Consider the following 15458-nt stretch of genomic DNA (forward strand, 5'->3'; position numbering starts at 1 on the left):
GCGACTCGCGTCGCTCCTACCCTCGGAGCCGACGCCTCGGCGTTCGATCTGGTCGTCCCCAATCGATGCGACTCACTCCGCTGGAGGTTTGCCGGCAAGCGTGGACTCGGCTTCGACGAGATCGGCTAGCGGCTCGAACCTTGCGATGTCGCTGCCGGCGATGTCGCTGCCGACGCCCCCGACGCATCCAGCTGCCGGAGGATCGCCTTGACCACGTCGCGGGTGGATTGCCAGTTCATGCCGGTGATGAGCCGGCCATCGATTTCCACGTGCGAGGTGTTGCGGGCACCGTAACGGAACAGGCCCTTGCGCTCCTGCAGGCGCTGCTCGAGCGAGAACGGCAAGGTCTTGTAGTACGGCGCTTGCTTGTCTTCGAAGGCATCGGGATAGCCGGTGACGCGCTTGCCGCTGACCAGCGCCGTGCCATCGGACAGGGTCAGGTTCGCAAGGCCGGCGCTGCCGTGACAAACCGCCGAGACGATGCCCTGCTGCTGTTCATAGATGCGGGCCGCCAGAGCCTTGAGGCCGGGGTGATCGACGACGCCGTACATCGCGGCGCTGCCGCCGATGTACATCAACGCGGCATAGTCGACCGCATTCATGTCCTCGGGTTTGCGCGTATTGGCCAAAGCCCACATGAAGTCGCCGTCGTAGATCCTGGCCGTGTGCTCCGGATCGCGGGTGTCGATATAGGCCAGCGGCACGGCCCCGCCTTCGGGGCTGACGAACTGCACGCCGTAGCCGGCTTCGCGGAAGGCGGTGTAGGCGTGGATCAGCTCCGCAAAGCTGTTGCCGGCGCTGAGGCGGGTGCCGGGTATCGTGCCGACATTGGACACGACCAGCAGCACCTGGCGGCCATGAGCCGGCGCCTGGTAGCGCGTCGCGGTCTTGCTGATGACCTGCCACGCGTCGCCGAGCTTCTTCAGCAGGAACAGGTCGACGTAGCGCGCCTGATCCTTGCCGACCAGGATCTCCGCCTTCGCGGTCGCGATGTTGCCGTCGACCTGCACGCTGATCAGACGGCCGGATCGCCCATTGAACTGGTCCGGGTTCTTGCTGAACCAGCCGACATACTCCTCGACCCCCACCTCCCGCATGCCGCTCGCCCCCTGGCTCAGGTACAGGCGTGCACCGGGATGGAACGCGCGTCGAAGCTGCTCGGTCCGGTTGTAGGAACTCCCCTGCAGGTAGTCCTGGATCACCGCGGCGACCTGGCGGTCATCGGCAGGCGACCCGGCATGCGCCACGCCGCCGGACAACAGCAGCACGAAGGCGCAACCCAACAGTCGGAGGAGGATTACGCGTAGCGGTACGGCACGGATGGTGGCTGGCGTGAACGGCAGGTTTGCCATGGCGGGTTCCTGTTTGGGAAGCCCGCATGCTGCCGATTTTCCTTTTGCAACAATATCTTGGATGGCGTTCGCGGAGTCCGGAAACGTGTTTCAGGACGCGGCGTTCGGCCGTGGGTGCGCCTGCCGCCCAGCGGCCGGCGTCGTGCCCTCGGTCTTTTTGAAGCTCGACCTTTTCGAAGCCCGGTGTGGAACGTGGGCACGGACAGGAACCGAAGGCCACCACCCGCGCTTGCCTCGATGGCTCGGCGCCGCGACGACGATCCGGGCCAACCCTCCTAGGACTTCTTCGACGACTTCGCCGGAGCGCCGACGTACTGCGCGAGATGCTTGCCGGTCAGCGTGGACTTGGCCTTGACCAGCTCGGCCGGGGTGCCTTCGAAGACGACGCGGCCGCCATCGTGGCCGGCGCCGGGGCCGAGGTCGATGATCCAGTCGGCGTGCGCCATCACCGCCTGGTGGTGTTCGATGACGATCACCGACTTGCCGGAGTCGACCAGGCGGTCGAGCAGGCCAAGCAGTTGTTCGACGTCGGCGAGGTGCAGGCCCGTGGTCGGTTCGTCGAGTATGTAGATACCACCCTTCTCGGCCATGTGGGTGGCGAGCTTGAGGCGCTGGCGCTCGCCGCCCGACAAGGTGGTGAGCGGCTGGCCCAGGCTGAGGTAGCCCAGGCCGACATCCAACAGCCGTTGCAGGATGGCGTGCGCGGCCGGGGTGTGCGCCTTGCCGGCGCCGAAGAAGGCTTCGGCCTCGCTGACCGGCATCGCCAACACTTCGCTGATGTCGCGGCCACCGAATTTGTACTTCAGCACCGAGGCCTCGAAGCGCTTGCCCTCGCAGTCCTCGCAAGTGGTCGCCACACCGGCCATCGTCGCCAGGTCGGTGTAGATCACGCCGGCGCCGTTGCAGGTCGGGCAGGCGCCCTCGGAGTTGGCGCTGAACAAGGCCGGCTTGACTCCGTTAGCCTTGGCGAAGGCCTTGCGGATCGGTTCGAGCAGATCGGTGTAGGTGGCCGGGTTGCTGCGGCGCGAGCCGCGGATCGCGCCCTGGTCGACCGACACCACCGTCTCGTCGGCCGGCAACGAGCCGTGCACCAGCGAGCTCTTGCCCGACCCCGCCACACCGGTGATCACGCACAGCACGCCGAGCGGAATATCGACGTCGACCTTGCGCAAGTTGTGCTTGCTGGCGCCGCGGATCTTCAGCTGGCCCTTGGCCTTGCGCACGCTCGGCTTGAGCGAGGCGCGGTCGTCGAGGTGGCGGCCGGTCAGGGTGTCGCTGGCGCGCAGGCCTTCGACGGTACCCTCGTAGCAGACCGTGCCGCCGGCCGAGCCGGCGCCGGGGCCGAGGTCGACGACGTGGTCGGCGATCGCGATCGCTTCTGGCTTGTGCTCGACCACCAGCACGGTATTGCCCTTGTCGCGCAGTTGCAGCAGCAACTCGTTCATGCGCTGGATGTCGTGCGGGTGCAGGCCGATGGTGGGTTCATCGAAGACATAGGTGACGTCGGTCAGCGACGAGCCGAGGTGGCGGATCATCTTGGTGCGTTGCGCTTCGCCGCCCGACAAGGTGCCCGACGGCCGCTCCAACGACAGATAACCCAGCCCGATCTCGACGAACGAATCCAGGGTGTGCAGCAGCTTGGCGAGCAAGGGCGCTACCGAAGGCTCCTTGAGCCCGCGCACCCAGTCGGCGAGGTCGCTGATCTGCATCGCGCAGGCGTCGGCGATGTTGATCTTGCCGATCTTCGACGAGCGCGCCGCTTCGCTGAGGCGGGTGCCGCCGCAGTCGGGACAGGCGCTGAAGGTGGTCGCGCGCTCGACGAAGGCGCGGATATGCGGCTGCAGGGCGTCGACGTCCTTGGACAGGAACGACTTCTGGATCTGCGGAATCAAGCCGGCGTAGGTCAGGTTGATGCCGTCGACCTTGATCTTGGTCGGCTCCTTGTGCAGCAAGTCGTGCAGTTCTTTCTTGGTGAATTTGCGGATCGGCTTGTCGGGGTCGAAGAAACCGCAACCGTTGTAGATGCGGCCGTACCATCCGTCCATGCTGTAGCCGGGGATGGTGATCGCGCCGTCGTTGATCGACTTGCTGTCGTCGTACAACTGAGTCAGGTCGATGTCGGAAATCCGGCCCATGCCTTCGCAACGCGGGCACATGCCGCCGGTGCGGTTGAAGGTCTGGCGCTTGGTCTCGCCCTTGACCGTGATCGCGCCGACCGCCTGCACCGAGGCGACGTTGAAGGAATACGCGTTGGGCGAACCGATGTGCGGCTTGCCGAGGCGGCTGAACAGGATGCGCAGCATCGCGTTGGCATCGGTGGCGGTGCCGACGGTGGAGCGGGCGTTGGCGCCCATGCGTTCCTGGTCGACGATGATCGCCGTGGTCAGGCCGTCGAGCACGTCGACCTCCGGCCGCGCCATCGACGGCATGAAACCCTGCACGAAGGAGCTGTAGGTCTCGTTGATCAGCCGCTGCGATTCGGCGGCGATGGTGCCGAACACCAACGAGCTCTTGCCGGACCCGGATACGCCGGTGAACACGGTCAGGCGGCGCTTCGGCAACTCGACGCTGAGGTCCTTGAGGTTGTTCACGCGCGCACCCTGCACGCGGATCAGGTCGTGGCGGTCGGCAGCGTGCGGCGCGGACGACTGCGTGTTCTTCCTCGTGGCCTTGCTCATCGTGTCTCCATCGGTGGGGCGGGACGCCTGCGCGGTCTGCGTCGGCGCGGTCTGGTTCGTGGGGTTCATCGCTGGATTCATTGCCCGCAGCATCGCCGCGGTTGCGACGGTGCTGCGGCGATGCTGCTGCGAATTGGCGCGGCCGCCGGCGGGGCCGACCACCGTACAAAGATGCGATGCGCGGCGCGCGTGCGCGGTTTACGACCCGCTTGCGCCGCCGCGTTTGCCGAACCACTTGCTCGCATACGGCAGCGCGAACAGGTACAACCCGGAAAGCAGCAACAAGGCGAGCGGCGCCAGCGGCACGTAGGATACCCAGACGATGGGCTTTTCCTGGGCCAGGGCGATGAAAGTCGCGATCACGGTCACCGTAAAGATCATCGATAGCCAACGGTGGATCTGCCGAATCCATTTGTTCCAGTTCACGAGGACCTCCTGCGAAGACCGGCCACCCGGCTCCGGCGGATTGCCGGGCGGACGCGCTCAGTCGGTGGTGGAAGCGTGTGACGGGGATCGACGGCAACGCCGGGCGATCAAGATCGATGAGCGGCCGCGGTGACTCCGTGGCGCGGGCGCGGGCGCCGGCCAAGCCGAGGCCGGCGCCGTGTCGCTACCGAGGTCCGTGGCCGCGCTGGCGACGTCGCTGCGGGTCATGGCGGCACTCGCTCGGCGGCTCAGCGCAGCTGGTTGATGCGGATCAGGTTGCCGGAAGGGTCGCGCACCGCACAGTCGCGAACGCCGTAGGGCTGTTCGATCGGCTCCTGGACGATTTCGGTGCCGGCGGATTCGAGACGCGCGAAGGTGGCATCGAGATCGGGCGTGGCCAGGGTGATGATGCCGTAGGTGCCCTTGGCCATCATTTCGGCGATGGTGCGGCGCTCATCCTCGGTGATGCCCGGGCTGGCGGCCGGCGGATGCAGCACGATCGAGGTCGCCGGCTGGCCGACCGGGCCGACGGTGATCCAGCGCATGCCGCCGTAAGCGACGTCCTTGCGCACTTCGAAGCCGAGGGTGTCGCGGTAGAAAGTCATTGCCGCGTCCGCGTCGTTGTGCGGAAGGAAGCACGCGTGAATGCTGATGTTCATGGCAGTCGTCCTGTCGGTTGGGGTACGTGCTGTCATGCTAGGTGCGGCTCGCGTTCGGCGCTTCTCGATTCCTGATCGATTGGGTCGCCCGATCGATCGGGCATGCTTCGCCAGCCACGGCGGGATTCCCCTGATCCCAGGCGCCATGCCCTGCCGATACCGCCAATAACACCGGGCGCGGCATCGGCCCCTTCGGTGCAACGACTGCTGCAGCCCCGTCTACGGCGAAGCGCCGGGACTTGCGCGAACTCCGCGCAAGCGCCGTGTTACGGCGGCCTGCCGGTCATCCGCGCGATCCTGCCACGCCGCACCGAGGGGCTCAAGCGATCGGCGATGACCGGTTCGCCTGCGGCCCCGGGACCGGCCCGCGTTCGCCATGGCGAGCATCGAATCCGGCCGGGTCGCCGCGGCGGGAGGTCAGGCGAGTGTCCGGCTGTCTGCCGCCAACGAAAAAGCCCGGCCGCATCGCGCGGCCGGGCCGGTTTCGTCACTCAACGCCGGCACGCAGCGAAATCGATCGCTACGGCCTGGCCGAGATCGGCCGTCGCTTACGGTTTGAACCAACCATGGACCGTATTGGATGCGCTGGCGGCGGTACCGACGTTCTCGGACAGCAAGTAGCCGCCGACGTCCACCGCTGCGACGATCAGCCACTGCCACCAACGCCGCTTGCCGGTCTCGGAACCGCCGCCGTTCGCGGCCGCGTACTCGGCCCAGAAGCGCGTGGTATGCCGGGCGACGCTGAGCCCGCCCAGGATGGTCTTGCCGTTGCGCGACTTCGCGTCGAGCTGGGCGATGGCCTCGGCTTCCAGCTCGGCGAACATCGCCCCGGCCTGGTCGAGATCGGCGGACTTGGCGACGATCTGATCGATACGCTCGAAGAAGGAGAACTCGTAGGCGCTGTAGCGGGCGCGCTGCGGCGCCATCTTCTGCGCCAGCGGCATGGTCGGATCGAGATCGAGGATCGGCTGGTTGGCCTTGACGTATTCCGCGGTCGACATGCCCGGGTCGAAACCGCACTTCTCGACGACATAGACCAGGGAGTCGGCGGGCGAGGCGCCGGTGTCGAGCAAGCAGCTCAGATACATGTTGTGCTGGATGCCGGCCGTGTCGACCGGGTTGCTGGCGGCGAATGCCGATGCACCGTAGGTGCTGCCCAACAGCAGGACGACTGCGGCGGCGAGAGACTTCGACTTCATTGGCGATTCCTTGCGAGGTGATGGATTCGGAGGGGCGATACGGACTGGAGTGCCGTCCTGGGACTCGACGCCTGGGGAAGCGGCACCCGTTCCCCGGCGTCTCGGCGCTGGTGTGGCGCCGAATCCAAGCTAGGCAGCGCCGCCGCCGCGGCCAAGGACGAAGCCGGGCCATGCCGGGCGCAAGGCGGGTCGAAAGCGCGGCGAGACCCGGCTGCGGCGCAGGCAGCGGCGCTTTCGCAAGGCATGGCGCCGGCCGGCGCCGAGCGCAGCGAGGGCGCGGCACCATAAGAAACAAGGCCTTAGGCGAATTGATTCCCGTTTTATACCCGCGACCGAACTGGCGTCGGCCGCGCCGCTGCACCTACTCTGGAGACACGCCCCTTCTTCTTCGGATCGCCCATGTCCCTGTCCCGCGCAGTCGTCTCCCTCGCGTTCGGCGCCCTGCTCGCATCGCCGCTCGCCGGTCGGGCCCACGAGGTCGTGCCGGCGGACTGGTGCATCAAGGAAAAGGAGGCGCCGAAGATCGTCGCCAGGTTCGAATTCGACGGCCCGCAGTTGCACGAGCTGATGAACAAGTGCGGCATCGTCGAGAAAGAAGACAACTGGGCCACGGCCACCGAGACCATCGTCAGCTACTGCAAGATCGTCGCGCCGCTGAAGGACGCCGTGCCGTTCGTGCTCGGCCCCAAGGAATACCTGGACGGCAGCCACCACGAGCGCTATCGGCTCGAGCAGGGCCTGAGCGGCGCCTGCGCGGTCTGCCCGCCTAAACCTTGAGCGCTCCCTGAGCGCCTTTCCGACTGCTACAGCCAGCGTTCCACTGACCGACGCGACAGGGAACGTCGCGTCGGTCAGACCAGGGCGTCGCGCCGGGTGTAGGCCAGCACCGCATCGACGCAGTGCTGCAGCGAAACGCGGGTTTCCGGCGCCAAGCCGTCGCAACGGCCGAGCACGAAATAGGCCGAGCGCAGCACGTCGCGCCAGCGCGGGTTGCGCGGCAACTTGGCGACGGTGAGGTAGCGTTCCAGGGCGCGCGCGCGTAACCGGCCGTCGTCGATGTTGACCCGCCAGATCCGGCTTTTCTCGGCGAACTCCAGGCGGCTGGTGCCGGTGGTGCGTTCCCAGGCCTCGATCGAGGCCAGCATCAGTTCGACCAGGCTGCGGCGGAACCCGTCGCGCACCGACGGCTCGGCGCCGGCATCGGCCGGCTCGGCTGCGATCTCGACCGGCGACGGCGACGACGCCGGCGGCGCGGCGGCTTCGCGGTCGTGCGGAGCGAGCAGGATCAAGCCGTCGCCGCCCGCCCAGGGTTCGAGTGTCGCGACCAGGGGCTCGCCCTCGCGCGCGGCGATCTGCACGCGTTGCGCGGCGCTGTCTTCCATGCGCTCCAGCGCCGCGGCCAGGGCGGCGCGACCGGCTTCGCCGACGAAGGCCGAGACCGGCTGCCCGACCAGGACCTCGTCCTCGCGCGCGCCGAGCCAAAGCCGGCCGGCGCGGTTCGCCGCCAGCACCTGGCCTTCGGCGTCGAGCAGGCACAACGGCTCGTCGCGGCTGTCGAGCAAGCCCTGCAACAGACTGCGGTCTTCGGCCAAGGCATCCGCTTCGCGCCGGTAACGGGCGAGTTCCTCTTCGTGGCGCACCCGCTGCGCCTCCTCGCGCAAACGCGCGCGCTGATGCCGGCGCTGCTGCAACAGCAAGAAGCCGAGCAACACCGCGACCGCCAGCGCCGCCGCGAAGCCCAACAGCAGGGTGCGCTGGCGGAACTGCGCGCTGCGCAGGCGGTTTTCGCTTTCGAGCGCGGCGATGGTGCGTTGCTGCTCGGCCGACTCGAAACGGACCCGCAACCAGTCCAGTTGGCGGTCGTGTTGGGCGTGCGCCAGCGCGATCGCCTTGCCGTAGGCATCGCGCAAAGTGGCGTTGGCGGCCGGCGCATCGCCGGCGCGTTCCTGCGCGGTGGCCAGTTCCTGCAGCAGCGGCACCCGCATCGGGTCGCCTTCGGGCATCGTCGCCAGGGCTTCGCGCAAGCGCGTGGTCGCCGCGGCGGTCGCACCCGACAACTGCGCGGTGCGGGCGATCTGCAACTGCAGCGCCGGCGGCAGCGGCAGCTTCCAGGTATCGGACAGGGCCAGGGCGGCGGCGCTCCAACGCTGCGCCTGGGCCAGGTCGCCCCGGGCCAGGGCCACCCGGGTCAGGCCGTCGTGCACACGCAATTCGTAAACGCGGTTGCCGCCGGCGCGGTACACGCTCAGCGCCTCCTGCAACCAAGCCGAAGCCTGCGGCGCATCGCCGCTGTCGAGCGCCAGCTCGGCCATCGTCTCCAGCACGTGCGCGGCCTCGACCGGCTCGCCCTTGGCCCGATACGAAGCCAAGGCCTCGCGGTAATAACGCATCGCGGTATCGGTCTCGCGCAGTTCGCGGTAGACGTCGGCGATGTTGTTCAAGACCGCGCCGGACACCTCGCCGCGCTTGCGCTGCAGGTCGAGGCTGGCGGTCAGGCTGCGCAAGGCGCCGCGGAAGTCGCCGAGACGGCGCAGCGCGGCGCCGACGTTGCTGAGGTCGCGTGCGGTCGCAGCCGAATCGTCGAGCGCGCTCGACAGGCTCGCCGCGCACTCGAACCGCGCCAGCGCCTGCGGGATCCACTCGCGGCGGAAGTCGAGGATGCCGCGCCGCCGCTCCAGTTCGTAGCGCAGGGCGGCATCGCCCTCGCCGCCGATGACCGCCTCGGCGCAATCGAGCGAGCGCTCGGCGTCCTCGATATGGCCGGCATCGAGTTGCGCCTTGGCCTGCGCGAACAAGGCCTTGGCCCCGCTCTCGCCCGCGGCCTGCGCTGGCGCCAGCTTCGCCCGTTGCAGGCACAGCGCCGGTTCCGGCAACGCACGCGCCGGCGTGGCGCCCGGACAACCGACCAACACGCCCTGCGCCCACGACCACTCGCACACCAGCAGCAGGGCCCACATCGCCCAAGCGCGGTGGCGCTTCGATCCGGTGCTCACTTCGGCTTCGCGGTTCAGGCGCGAGGCAGAACACGACAAACGCATCAGACCATCCTTATCCGATCCCGGCACGAGGCGAACGCCAGCGTCGGCATGCGCCGGTATCGTGCGCACGCCCGTCGCGTTCCCCTGCGGCTTCGATCAGCCCCGGGAAAAACTCAGCCCCATGCCGCTCCGCAGCGATCGGTGGCCGACGACGGAACGACCTGCGGAATTCGGCCGCCGGCATCGCAGCCCGGAAGGCCGCGACGCCTGCCGGCTTGCGCCGGACTTGACGTCGCCGTCCGGCGGTCGTGCCGAGCTTAGCAGCCGCGCCGCTCGCGCAAACAGGCGCGAGAAGCCGCATTAAGTCTCAATTCGCGACGAGCGCGGCACATCGCGCCGACGCCGGCGCTCAGCGCCGCAACCGCGCCAGGGTTTCCTCGGCGAGGGTCCGGGTCAGTTCGTAGGTCGACAGTTCGCGGCCCAGGCGCGCCGCCTGCCCCGACCACAGCGACATGAAATCGGCGGCGCCGGCCGCCTCGGCCTGCGCGCGCAGCGGCGCGAGCGCGCCGCCGGCGAGCGGGAATGCCGGCGCCAGCGCCGACATCGGCCCGACTTCGCGCATCAGGCGGTTGACGATGCTGCGCGCCGGACGCCCGGTGAACAGATTGGTCAGCGCGGTCTCGTCGTCGCGCGCTTCAGCCAAGGCCTGTCGATGCAGCGGCGACAGCTTCGCCTCCGGACAGAACAGATAGGCAGTGCCGATCTGCACCGCGGCGGCGCCGAGCGCGAACGCAGCGACGATGCCGCGCGCATCGGCGATGGCGCCGGCGGCGATCACCGGCACCCGCACCGCATCGACCACCTGCGGCAACAATGCGAACAGACCGACCTGGGTCGAGACCTCGAGGTCGTCGCCGAGAAACAGCCCGCGATGGCCGCCGGCTTCTGCGCCCTGGGCGATGATCGCGTCGCAGCCCTGCGCTTCCAGCCAACGCGCTTCACTGACCGTGGTGGCCGAGGACACGATGCGCGCACCGGCGACGCGGACACGATCGAGCAGGCGCGGCTCGGGCAGACCGAAGTGAAAACTGACGACTTCCGGTCGCACCTCTTCGACCAGTTCGCAGTAAGCCTCGTCGAAGGGCGCGCGGTTGGAGGCCGGCACCGGCATCGCCGGGTCGAGGCCCAACTCGCGGTAATACGGCGCCAGGCGCTCGCGCCAGGCCGATTCGCGCGCGGCATCGGCCGGCGCCGGGCGATGGCAGAAGAAGTTGAGATTGAGCGGCCGATCGGTCGCGGCGCGGATCAGCCGGCATTGCTCGTGCGCTTGTTCGACGCTGAGCAGGGCGCAGGGCAACGAACCCAGCGCGCCGGCCTGGGCGGCGCCGATCACCATGTCGGCGAGGGTCGGGCCGGCCATCGGCGCCTGCACGATCGGCAATTGGATGCCGAACAAGTCCTGGATACGACGGTCGGGCCACATGGCGTCGCGCCTCAATCGGGGATGCGGGCCGCCAGGATGACACCGGCCGGCTGGGACCATCGCCCCGCCGGCTGGCACGCTGCGTTGCAGCGCCTCATCGACCGGGCGATGCGCCCGCGCCCCAGACCGCGCCGGCCGGGTCGAACTCGGTATTGGCCATACGCTCGCCGCGCCAACCGAAACCGCAGATCGCCAACGGCCCTTCGGCGAGCGCGTCCAGGCCGAAGGCTTGCTCGATGTCGACTTCGTTGATCGCCGAAGTCACGAACGCGCCGAGCCCGAGTTCGGTCGCGCTGAGATACAGGGTCTGCGACAAATGGCCGCTGTCGAGCACCAGCGCGCGATAGGCCTTGGCGTGCTGGCGGTATTTCCAGAAGCTGCGTGCGTAACGCGGCGTCAGCACCGCCATCGCCGGCGCGTCGGCGAACCAGTGCTGCCCGGCCAGCGCACGCAAGGCGAACTCGCGCAGCGGCGCCTGCGGTGCCGGCAAGGGTTCGAGCGCATGATCGATCGCGTGGTAGTGATACAGCCCCGGCTCGACACCGTCGACGCGCTGCACGATCAGATAGGCCTCGGTAGGGTGCAGGCCGCCGCCGGACGGCGTGTGTTTCTTGAGGAATACGGTGTCGTCCTCGACCTTGACCAAGGCCTGCGCGGCGAACACCCGTTGCAGCATGTGCGCGAACAAGGCCCGCGATAGCGGGCGCTCGGCATCGAAGTTGCGGCAGGTGGAACGGCGCGCGAGCAAGGCATCGAACTCGTTGCCGTCGGTGCGCGGCAGAGCGATGCGCTGTTCGGGCCGGCAACGTTCGGACACCGGCGCCGGCGGCGCGCCGAGTTTGCGACGCAAGTCGGCCGCGGTATGCAACTCGTTGGCGTCCATGGCAGCGACGGCGTCCAACCCCTGCCAGCGCGCCAGACGATGCAGCATCGCCGCCGGCGCAAACCAATGGCCGCTGCGCAGGCGTTCGTCGCGTTCGCGGTAAGCGATGCGCTGTGGACTCGCCTCGGCCGCCTCGCACAACACCAAGCCGGCGTCGAGCAATTGCATCAGCACCGCGGCATCGGCCGCGCTCAAGGCACTGGCTTCGATCCAGTCGCCCGGGCTCAGGCGCCCGAGCAGTTCGCGTTGTGCGGCGTCGACTTCGGCCTCGCCGTCGAGGTGGGCGGCGAGCGCCAGCCAACGCAGTTGCCGCGACAGGCCGGCGCCGCCGGACAGCAGCGAGGACAGATCGAAAGCCACGTGCTCGCGCGGCTCGAGGAAAAGCACGGAGCAACGGCGGATGCGCATCGAGAGTCCTGGGCGGCGGCGACGGTCGCGGCGCGCGGATCGCCGCCGGCCGGTCATGCGGGCTCCGTATCATGCCCATCGCCGCACTGCCGTTCCAGCGCGCGCATCTCAGCTGAACAGGTACGGCGCTGGGGGTTCCGGACGCACCGACGGTACCGCGCGAAGGCGCGAATGGCCGGCGATTCGGCGTTTTTGCGTGCTAGGCGGGTGAGCGGATGCTGTTCGCCGCTCTTCAACAGCGATAAATTCGGCCGCAGACAGACCCGCAACGGGTCTTCACAAGGGGAAACAGATGTCTATCGATAAGAATCCACAGAACGGGCACCCGCCGCTGGCACCCGAGGTCGCCGACCGCCTGCTCGATCTGCTCAGCTCGGACGACAAGTTCCGCACTGAATTCGCCAAGGACCCCGGCGCCGCATTGCAGAACAGCCTCGGCCTCGCGCCGCAGCAGACCCAGGCGGCGCTGGCCGGCGCCAGCTGCCTGCGGGTCAACTCGCTGGCCAGCAAGGAAGAAGTGCAGGCCGCGCGCGACGAACTGCGCGGCAACCTGACCGCGGCCGGCACCCACACCGTCGTGTTCATGCTCGAAGTCGGTCAGGTGCAGGCCAGCCTCGGCGGCGGCTCGGGCGGCACTCTGGCTTGAGTGCAGGCGCGACGGGAGGCGGGGGCCTGCCGTCGCGCCGACCGATCCTGTCGGTCGCGAAACACCAGCTCGAAACACCGGTTCGAAGCAACCGTTCGGACAACGCGGTTCGCAGCGCTCGTCCGAGCACTGGACCGGGCACCGGTTCGAAACGACCGGCCTGCGCGTCTGCGCAGGTCGGCACCGCCACGCGGATCAGCCGCCCGGCTTGACCGCCGCGACGGCGACGGCGGCTTTCGCCGTGTCGCGCTGCGCCGCCGAAGCATCGGCGACGTTCATCGCCAGATACGCCTGGCCGCCGGCCGGATCGGCGTAGGCGCGGCCACGATGGGCGGAGATCCAGCGGGTTTCGGTCGCGGCCTCGTCCTTGCGCCCGGCCGCAAGCAGCGCATCGCGCAAGGCGACGTGGGCCTGGAAGGGTTCGCTGCCGTCGTTGAGGCCGCGCAATTCACGGATCGCCTCCTCGGGTTTACCGGCCAGGCGCAGTTGCTCGGCGCGCGCGACCTGCAGCAATTTGCGCGACACGCTGCTGCCGCTGGTGTTGACCGCCTTGACCACGCGCGGCAACAGGCGCTCGGCCAGGGCGCGGTCGCCCTGGCGTTGTGCCAGGCGCACCGCAGCCAGCGCATTCAAGGCCAGATCGTCGTGGTCAGCGCTATTGGGCTTGCCGGCATCGGTCAGCACCGCGTCTGCGAACAGCTCGATCTCGGCCGAGCTCGGCTGGTCCTTGCCGGACACGCTGCGCACCACCAAGTCGGTGAAACGCAACGGATGCCGGACCAGGATGCTGGCGCTGCGCGAAGCCCGCGCGGCTTCGCGCGCGATCTCGCCGGCCTTGGCGTACTGGCCCTGGTCCAGCGGTACGGCAATGCGTTCGAATTGGTCGGGCAGATGCCCGCTGACGGACCGACCCTGCTCGGTCAACGAATCCAGGATGCGGTTGGCCTCGTCGAACCGGCGCATCGCCGCCAGCGCCGAAGCATGGCGGCGGTTGGGCGGGTAATGACCGCTGAGTTCGGCCTGCTTGAAGGAATCCAGCGCCTTGGCATAGCGCTCCTGCGACAAATGGATGCGCCCGGCCAGTTCGAAGGCGACGTTGCGCAAGGGCTCCTGCGGCGCGGTCGCGGCGGTGGTCGCGGCCAGCGCGCTGTCGAAGCGGTTGGCGAGGAACTCCGACCACGCGTATTGATAGCGCCCGGCGAAGTAATCGGGATACACGCCCGCCAGCAGTTTCCATTTGCCCGGCGCATGCAGCGACGGTTGCGGGCCGAACTCGGCGGCCCAGGCGTCGAGGTACAGGGCTTCGCGCGGGGTCAGATGGTCGCGCAGCTCCTGCGCGCGCTCCAGGTAGGGCCGCGCGCTGTCGGTGTCGGCGTTGCTGACGTAGACGCGCATGATGCCCATGTGCGCCAGGGCGAATTTCTGGTCGATCTGGACCGCGCGCTGGAAGTACTGCAGGGCTTCGTCGAACTGGCGATGCGCATAGGCCTTGCTGCCGAGCGCATAGGCGCGCAGCGCATCGAGGTTGCCGGTCGCGACTTTCGGCAACGGCTCGGAATCCTTGTCGATGCTCTTGAGCGCTTCGCCGAGCTTGCCGCGCAGCGCGGTGGTGACCTCGTCGATCGAGGTCAGCGCCGAGGCCGCGCCGACGCCGTCGGCCGACTCGGCATACACCGTGGTCTGGGTGTGCGGGTCGATCACTTCGGCGCTGACACGCACCCGACCGCCGACTTCGGCCACCGTCGGCAGGATCACCGCGCGCGCGCCATCGCGCAACGCGATCTCCGAGGCGACCGCGCGGTCGAGCACGGTGTCGACCTTGCGCTGCATGCGGTCCAGGGTGTCGCGCGCCTTGAGGTCGGACAACACGTTGACGTAGCGCGATTGCTCCAGGCTGATGCGGAAGGCCTGCTCCAGCGAATCGTCGAGCACGGCTTGCCCGGTCAGGTTGCGCAGGTCGCCGACCACCACCCAGTCGCGCTGGTTGAAGGCGATCGCCGGCTGCGGCCGGGTCGCGAACCACACGCCGACGCCGATCATCGCAAGCAAGGCGACTTCGGCAGCGAGCGCGGCCGGACGCCGCCACAAGGGAATGTCGCGCCAGGCCTTGGGCCCGTTCGGCGGCGCGCGCAAGGGCGCGATGCCGGGCTCGCCGACCTCGTAGATCTCCTGCGGCTCGGGCACGCCCTTGAAGCGCCAGCGGCCATGCGATTTCCACAATAGTTGCTGGCCGCGCTCGCCGAGTTCGCGCGCGGCGCGGTGCGCCAGCGGCTCGGCGATCGCCGACAGCAGGATCTGGCCGGGACGCGCGGTCGCCATCAGCCGGCCCGCCATCGGCTTGGCCAGGCCTTCGACCTCGACCGGCTTGGCGCCGACCTGCACCGCTTCGTCGCTGTTGCGCCAGGTCAGCACTTCGCCGACGTGCAGGCCGGCGCGGGCCTGCAGGGTCAGTTTGCGCGGCGCGCCGAGTTCGCGCAGGCCGCGGGCATAGTCGAGGGCGAAGCCCAGCCCGTCGATGGGCCGCTCGAACAGCAGCAGCAGACCGTCGGAGCGGTCGATCAGGCGGCCGCGCCAACGCTGCTGCAACTGCAGCACCAGGCGGTCGTGCTCGCGGAACAGCGAGGCCGCCGGACCGTCGCCGAGACGTTCGACCAGAGTGGTCGAATCGCACAGGTCGGTCAGCAACAACGTCCGCAATTGCGGCCCGTCGGCGTTGGGTCGGTGGGCGTCGTTCATGACGGCATCC

General features: G+C 68.7%; 11 protein-coding genes. 2 read left to right on the forward strand and 9 right to left on the reverse strand.

Annotated features, from left to right (window positions below):
• Window positions 1–125 precede the first annotated feature (125 nt).
• The 5 genes from ACKN61_RS22025 to ACKN61_RS22045 all read right to left on the reverse strand — a co-directional run bounded on the left by ACKN61_RS22025 (window position 126) and on the right by ACKN61_RS22045 (window position 6314).
• Window positions 126–1352, reverse strand: a complete 1227-nt coding sequence (locus ACKN61_RS22025) for a nuclear transport factor 2 family protein (protein WP_408951239.1) — start codon at window positions 1350–1352, stop codon at window positions 126–128.
• A 275-nt stretch (window positions 1353–1627) separates the two neighbouring features.
• On the reverse strand, window positions 1628–2575 hold the full coding sequence (locus ACKN61_RS22030; RefSeq protein WP_408953891.1) for an ATP-binding cassette domain-containing protein: 948 nt from the start codon (window positions 2573–2575) through the stop codon (window positions 1628–1630).
• A 1653-nt stretch (window positions 2576–4228) separates the two neighbouring features.
• The gene (locus tag ACKN61_RS22035; RefSeq protein WP_408951240.1) at window positions 4229–4456 is read right to left on the reverse strand and encodes a hypothetical protein; all 228 of its coding nucleotides are present in this window, start codon (window positions 4454–4456) and stop codon (window positions 4229–4231) included.
• 248 nt (window positions 4457–4704) lie between these two features.
• Entirely contained in the window at window positions 4705–5061 is a 357-nt protein-coding gene (locus ACKN61_RS22040; RefSeq protein ID WP_408951241.1) for a VOC family protein, read from the reverse strand.
• A gap of 602 nt (window positions 5062–5663) precedes the next feature.
• Complete coding sequence (locus ACKN61_RS22045; RefSeq protein ID WP_408951242.1) at window positions 5664–6314, reverse strand: hypothetical protein; 651 nt, start codon at window positions 6312–6314, stop codon at window positions 5664–5666.
• 399 nt (window positions 6315–6713) lie between these two features.
• Here ACKN61_RS22045 and ACKN61_RS22050 point away from each other — a divergent pair, with 399 nt between their 5' ends.
• A complete protein-coding gene (locus ACKN61_RS22050) occupies window positions 6714–7091 on the forward strand; it encodes a hypothetical protein (protein WP_408951243.1) in 378 nt (125 codons plus the stop codon).
• A 74-nt stretch (window positions 7092–7165) separates the two neighbouring features.
• Here ACKN61_RS22050 and ACKN61_RS22055 read toward each other — a convergent pair whose 3' ends face one another.
• The 3 genes from ACKN61_RS22055 to ACKN61_RS22065 form a co-directional block, all read right to left on the reverse strand.
• Complete coding sequence (locus ACKN61_RS22055; RefSeq protein ID WP_408951244.1) at window positions 7166–9352, reverse strand: PAS domain-containing protein; 2187 nt, start codon at window positions 9350–9352, stop codon at window positions 7166–7168.
• Window positions 9353–9701: 349 nt separating this feature from the next.
• Window positions 9702–10775: an NAD(P)H-dependent flavin oxidoreductase gene (locus tag ACKN61_RS22060; RefSeq protein ID WP_408951245.1), complete on the reverse strand. Its 1074-nt coding sequence runs from the start codon at window positions 10773–10775 to the stop codon at window positions 9702–9704.
• 94 nt (window positions 10776–10869) lie between these two features.
• Window positions 10870–12066, reverse strand: coding sequence for a putative peptide maturation dehydrogenase (locus ACKN61_RS22065; RefSeq protein ID WP_408951246.1), 1197 nt, complete (start codon window positions 12064–12066; stop codon window positions 10870–10872).
• Window positions 12067–12358: 292 nt separating this feature from the next.
• On the opposite strand from ACKN61_RS22065, the gene ACKN61_RS22070 reads away from it, so the two are divergent.
• On the forward strand, window positions 12359–12712 hold the full coding sequence (locus ACKN61_RS22070; RefSeq protein ID WP_408951247.1) for an NHLP-related RiPP peptide: 354 nt from the start codon (window positions 12359–12361) through the stop codon (window positions 12710–12712).
• A 195-nt stretch (window positions 12713–12907) separates the two neighbouring features.
• Here the strand turns inward: ACKN61_RS22070 and ACKN61_RS22075 are convergent, their stop codons facing one another.
• Window positions 12908–15448, reverse strand: a complete 2541-nt coding sequence (locus ACKN61_RS22075; protein ID WP_408951248.1) for a putative peptide modification system cyclase — start codon at window positions 15446–15448, stop codon at window positions 12908–12910.
• Between the last annotated feature and the right edge of the window lie 10 nt (window positions 15449–15458).

The sequence above is a fragment of the Lysobacter sp. Hz25 genome (assembly GCF_046097045.1).
GTDB classification, from domain to species: domain Bacteria; phylum Pseudomonadota; class Gammaproteobacteria; order Xanthomonadales; family Xanthomonadaceae; genus Lysobacter; species Lysobacter antibioticus_B.

Bases quoted from the DNA above. Each gene is read 5' to 3' on its own strand.
- ACKN61_RS22055 (WP_408951244.1), bottom strand. From the start codon at position 9,352: ATGCGTTTGTCGTGTTCTGCCTCGCGCCTGAACCGCGAAGCCGAAGTG.
- ACKN61_RS22060 (WP_408951245.1), bottom strand. From the start codon at position 10,775: ATGTGGCCCGACCGTCGTATCCAGGACTTGTTCGGCATCCAATTGCCG.
- ACKN61_RS22075 (WP_408951248.1), bottom strand. From the start codon at position 15,448: ATGAACGACGCCCACCGACCCAACGCCGACGGGCCGCAATTGCGGACG.
- ACKN61_RS22050 (WP_408951243.1), top strand. From the start codon at position 6,714: ATGTCCCTGTCCCGCGCAGTCGTCTCCCTCGCGTTCGGCGCCCTGCTC.
- ACKN61_RS22045 (WP_408951242.1), bottom strand. From the start codon at position 6,314: ATGAAGTCGAAGTCTCTCGCCGCCGCAGTCGTCCTGCTGTTGGGCAGC.
- ACKN61_RS22040 (WP_408951241.1), bottom strand. From the start codon at position 5,061: ATGACTTTCTACCGCGACACCCTCGGCTTCGAAGTGCGCAAGGACGTC.
- ACKN61_RS22065 (WP_408951246.1), bottom strand. From the start codon at position 12,066: ATGCGCATCCGCCGTTGCTCCGTGCTTTTCCTCGAGCCGCGCGAGCAC.
- ACKN61_RS22070 (WP_408951247.1), top strand. From the start codon at position 12,359: ATGTCTATCGATAAGAATCCACAGAACGGGCACCCGCCGCTGGCACCC.
- ACKN61_RS22025 (WP_408951239.1), bottom strand. From the start codon at position 1,352: ATGGCAAACCTGCCGTTCACGCCAGCCACCATCCGTGCCGTACCGCTA.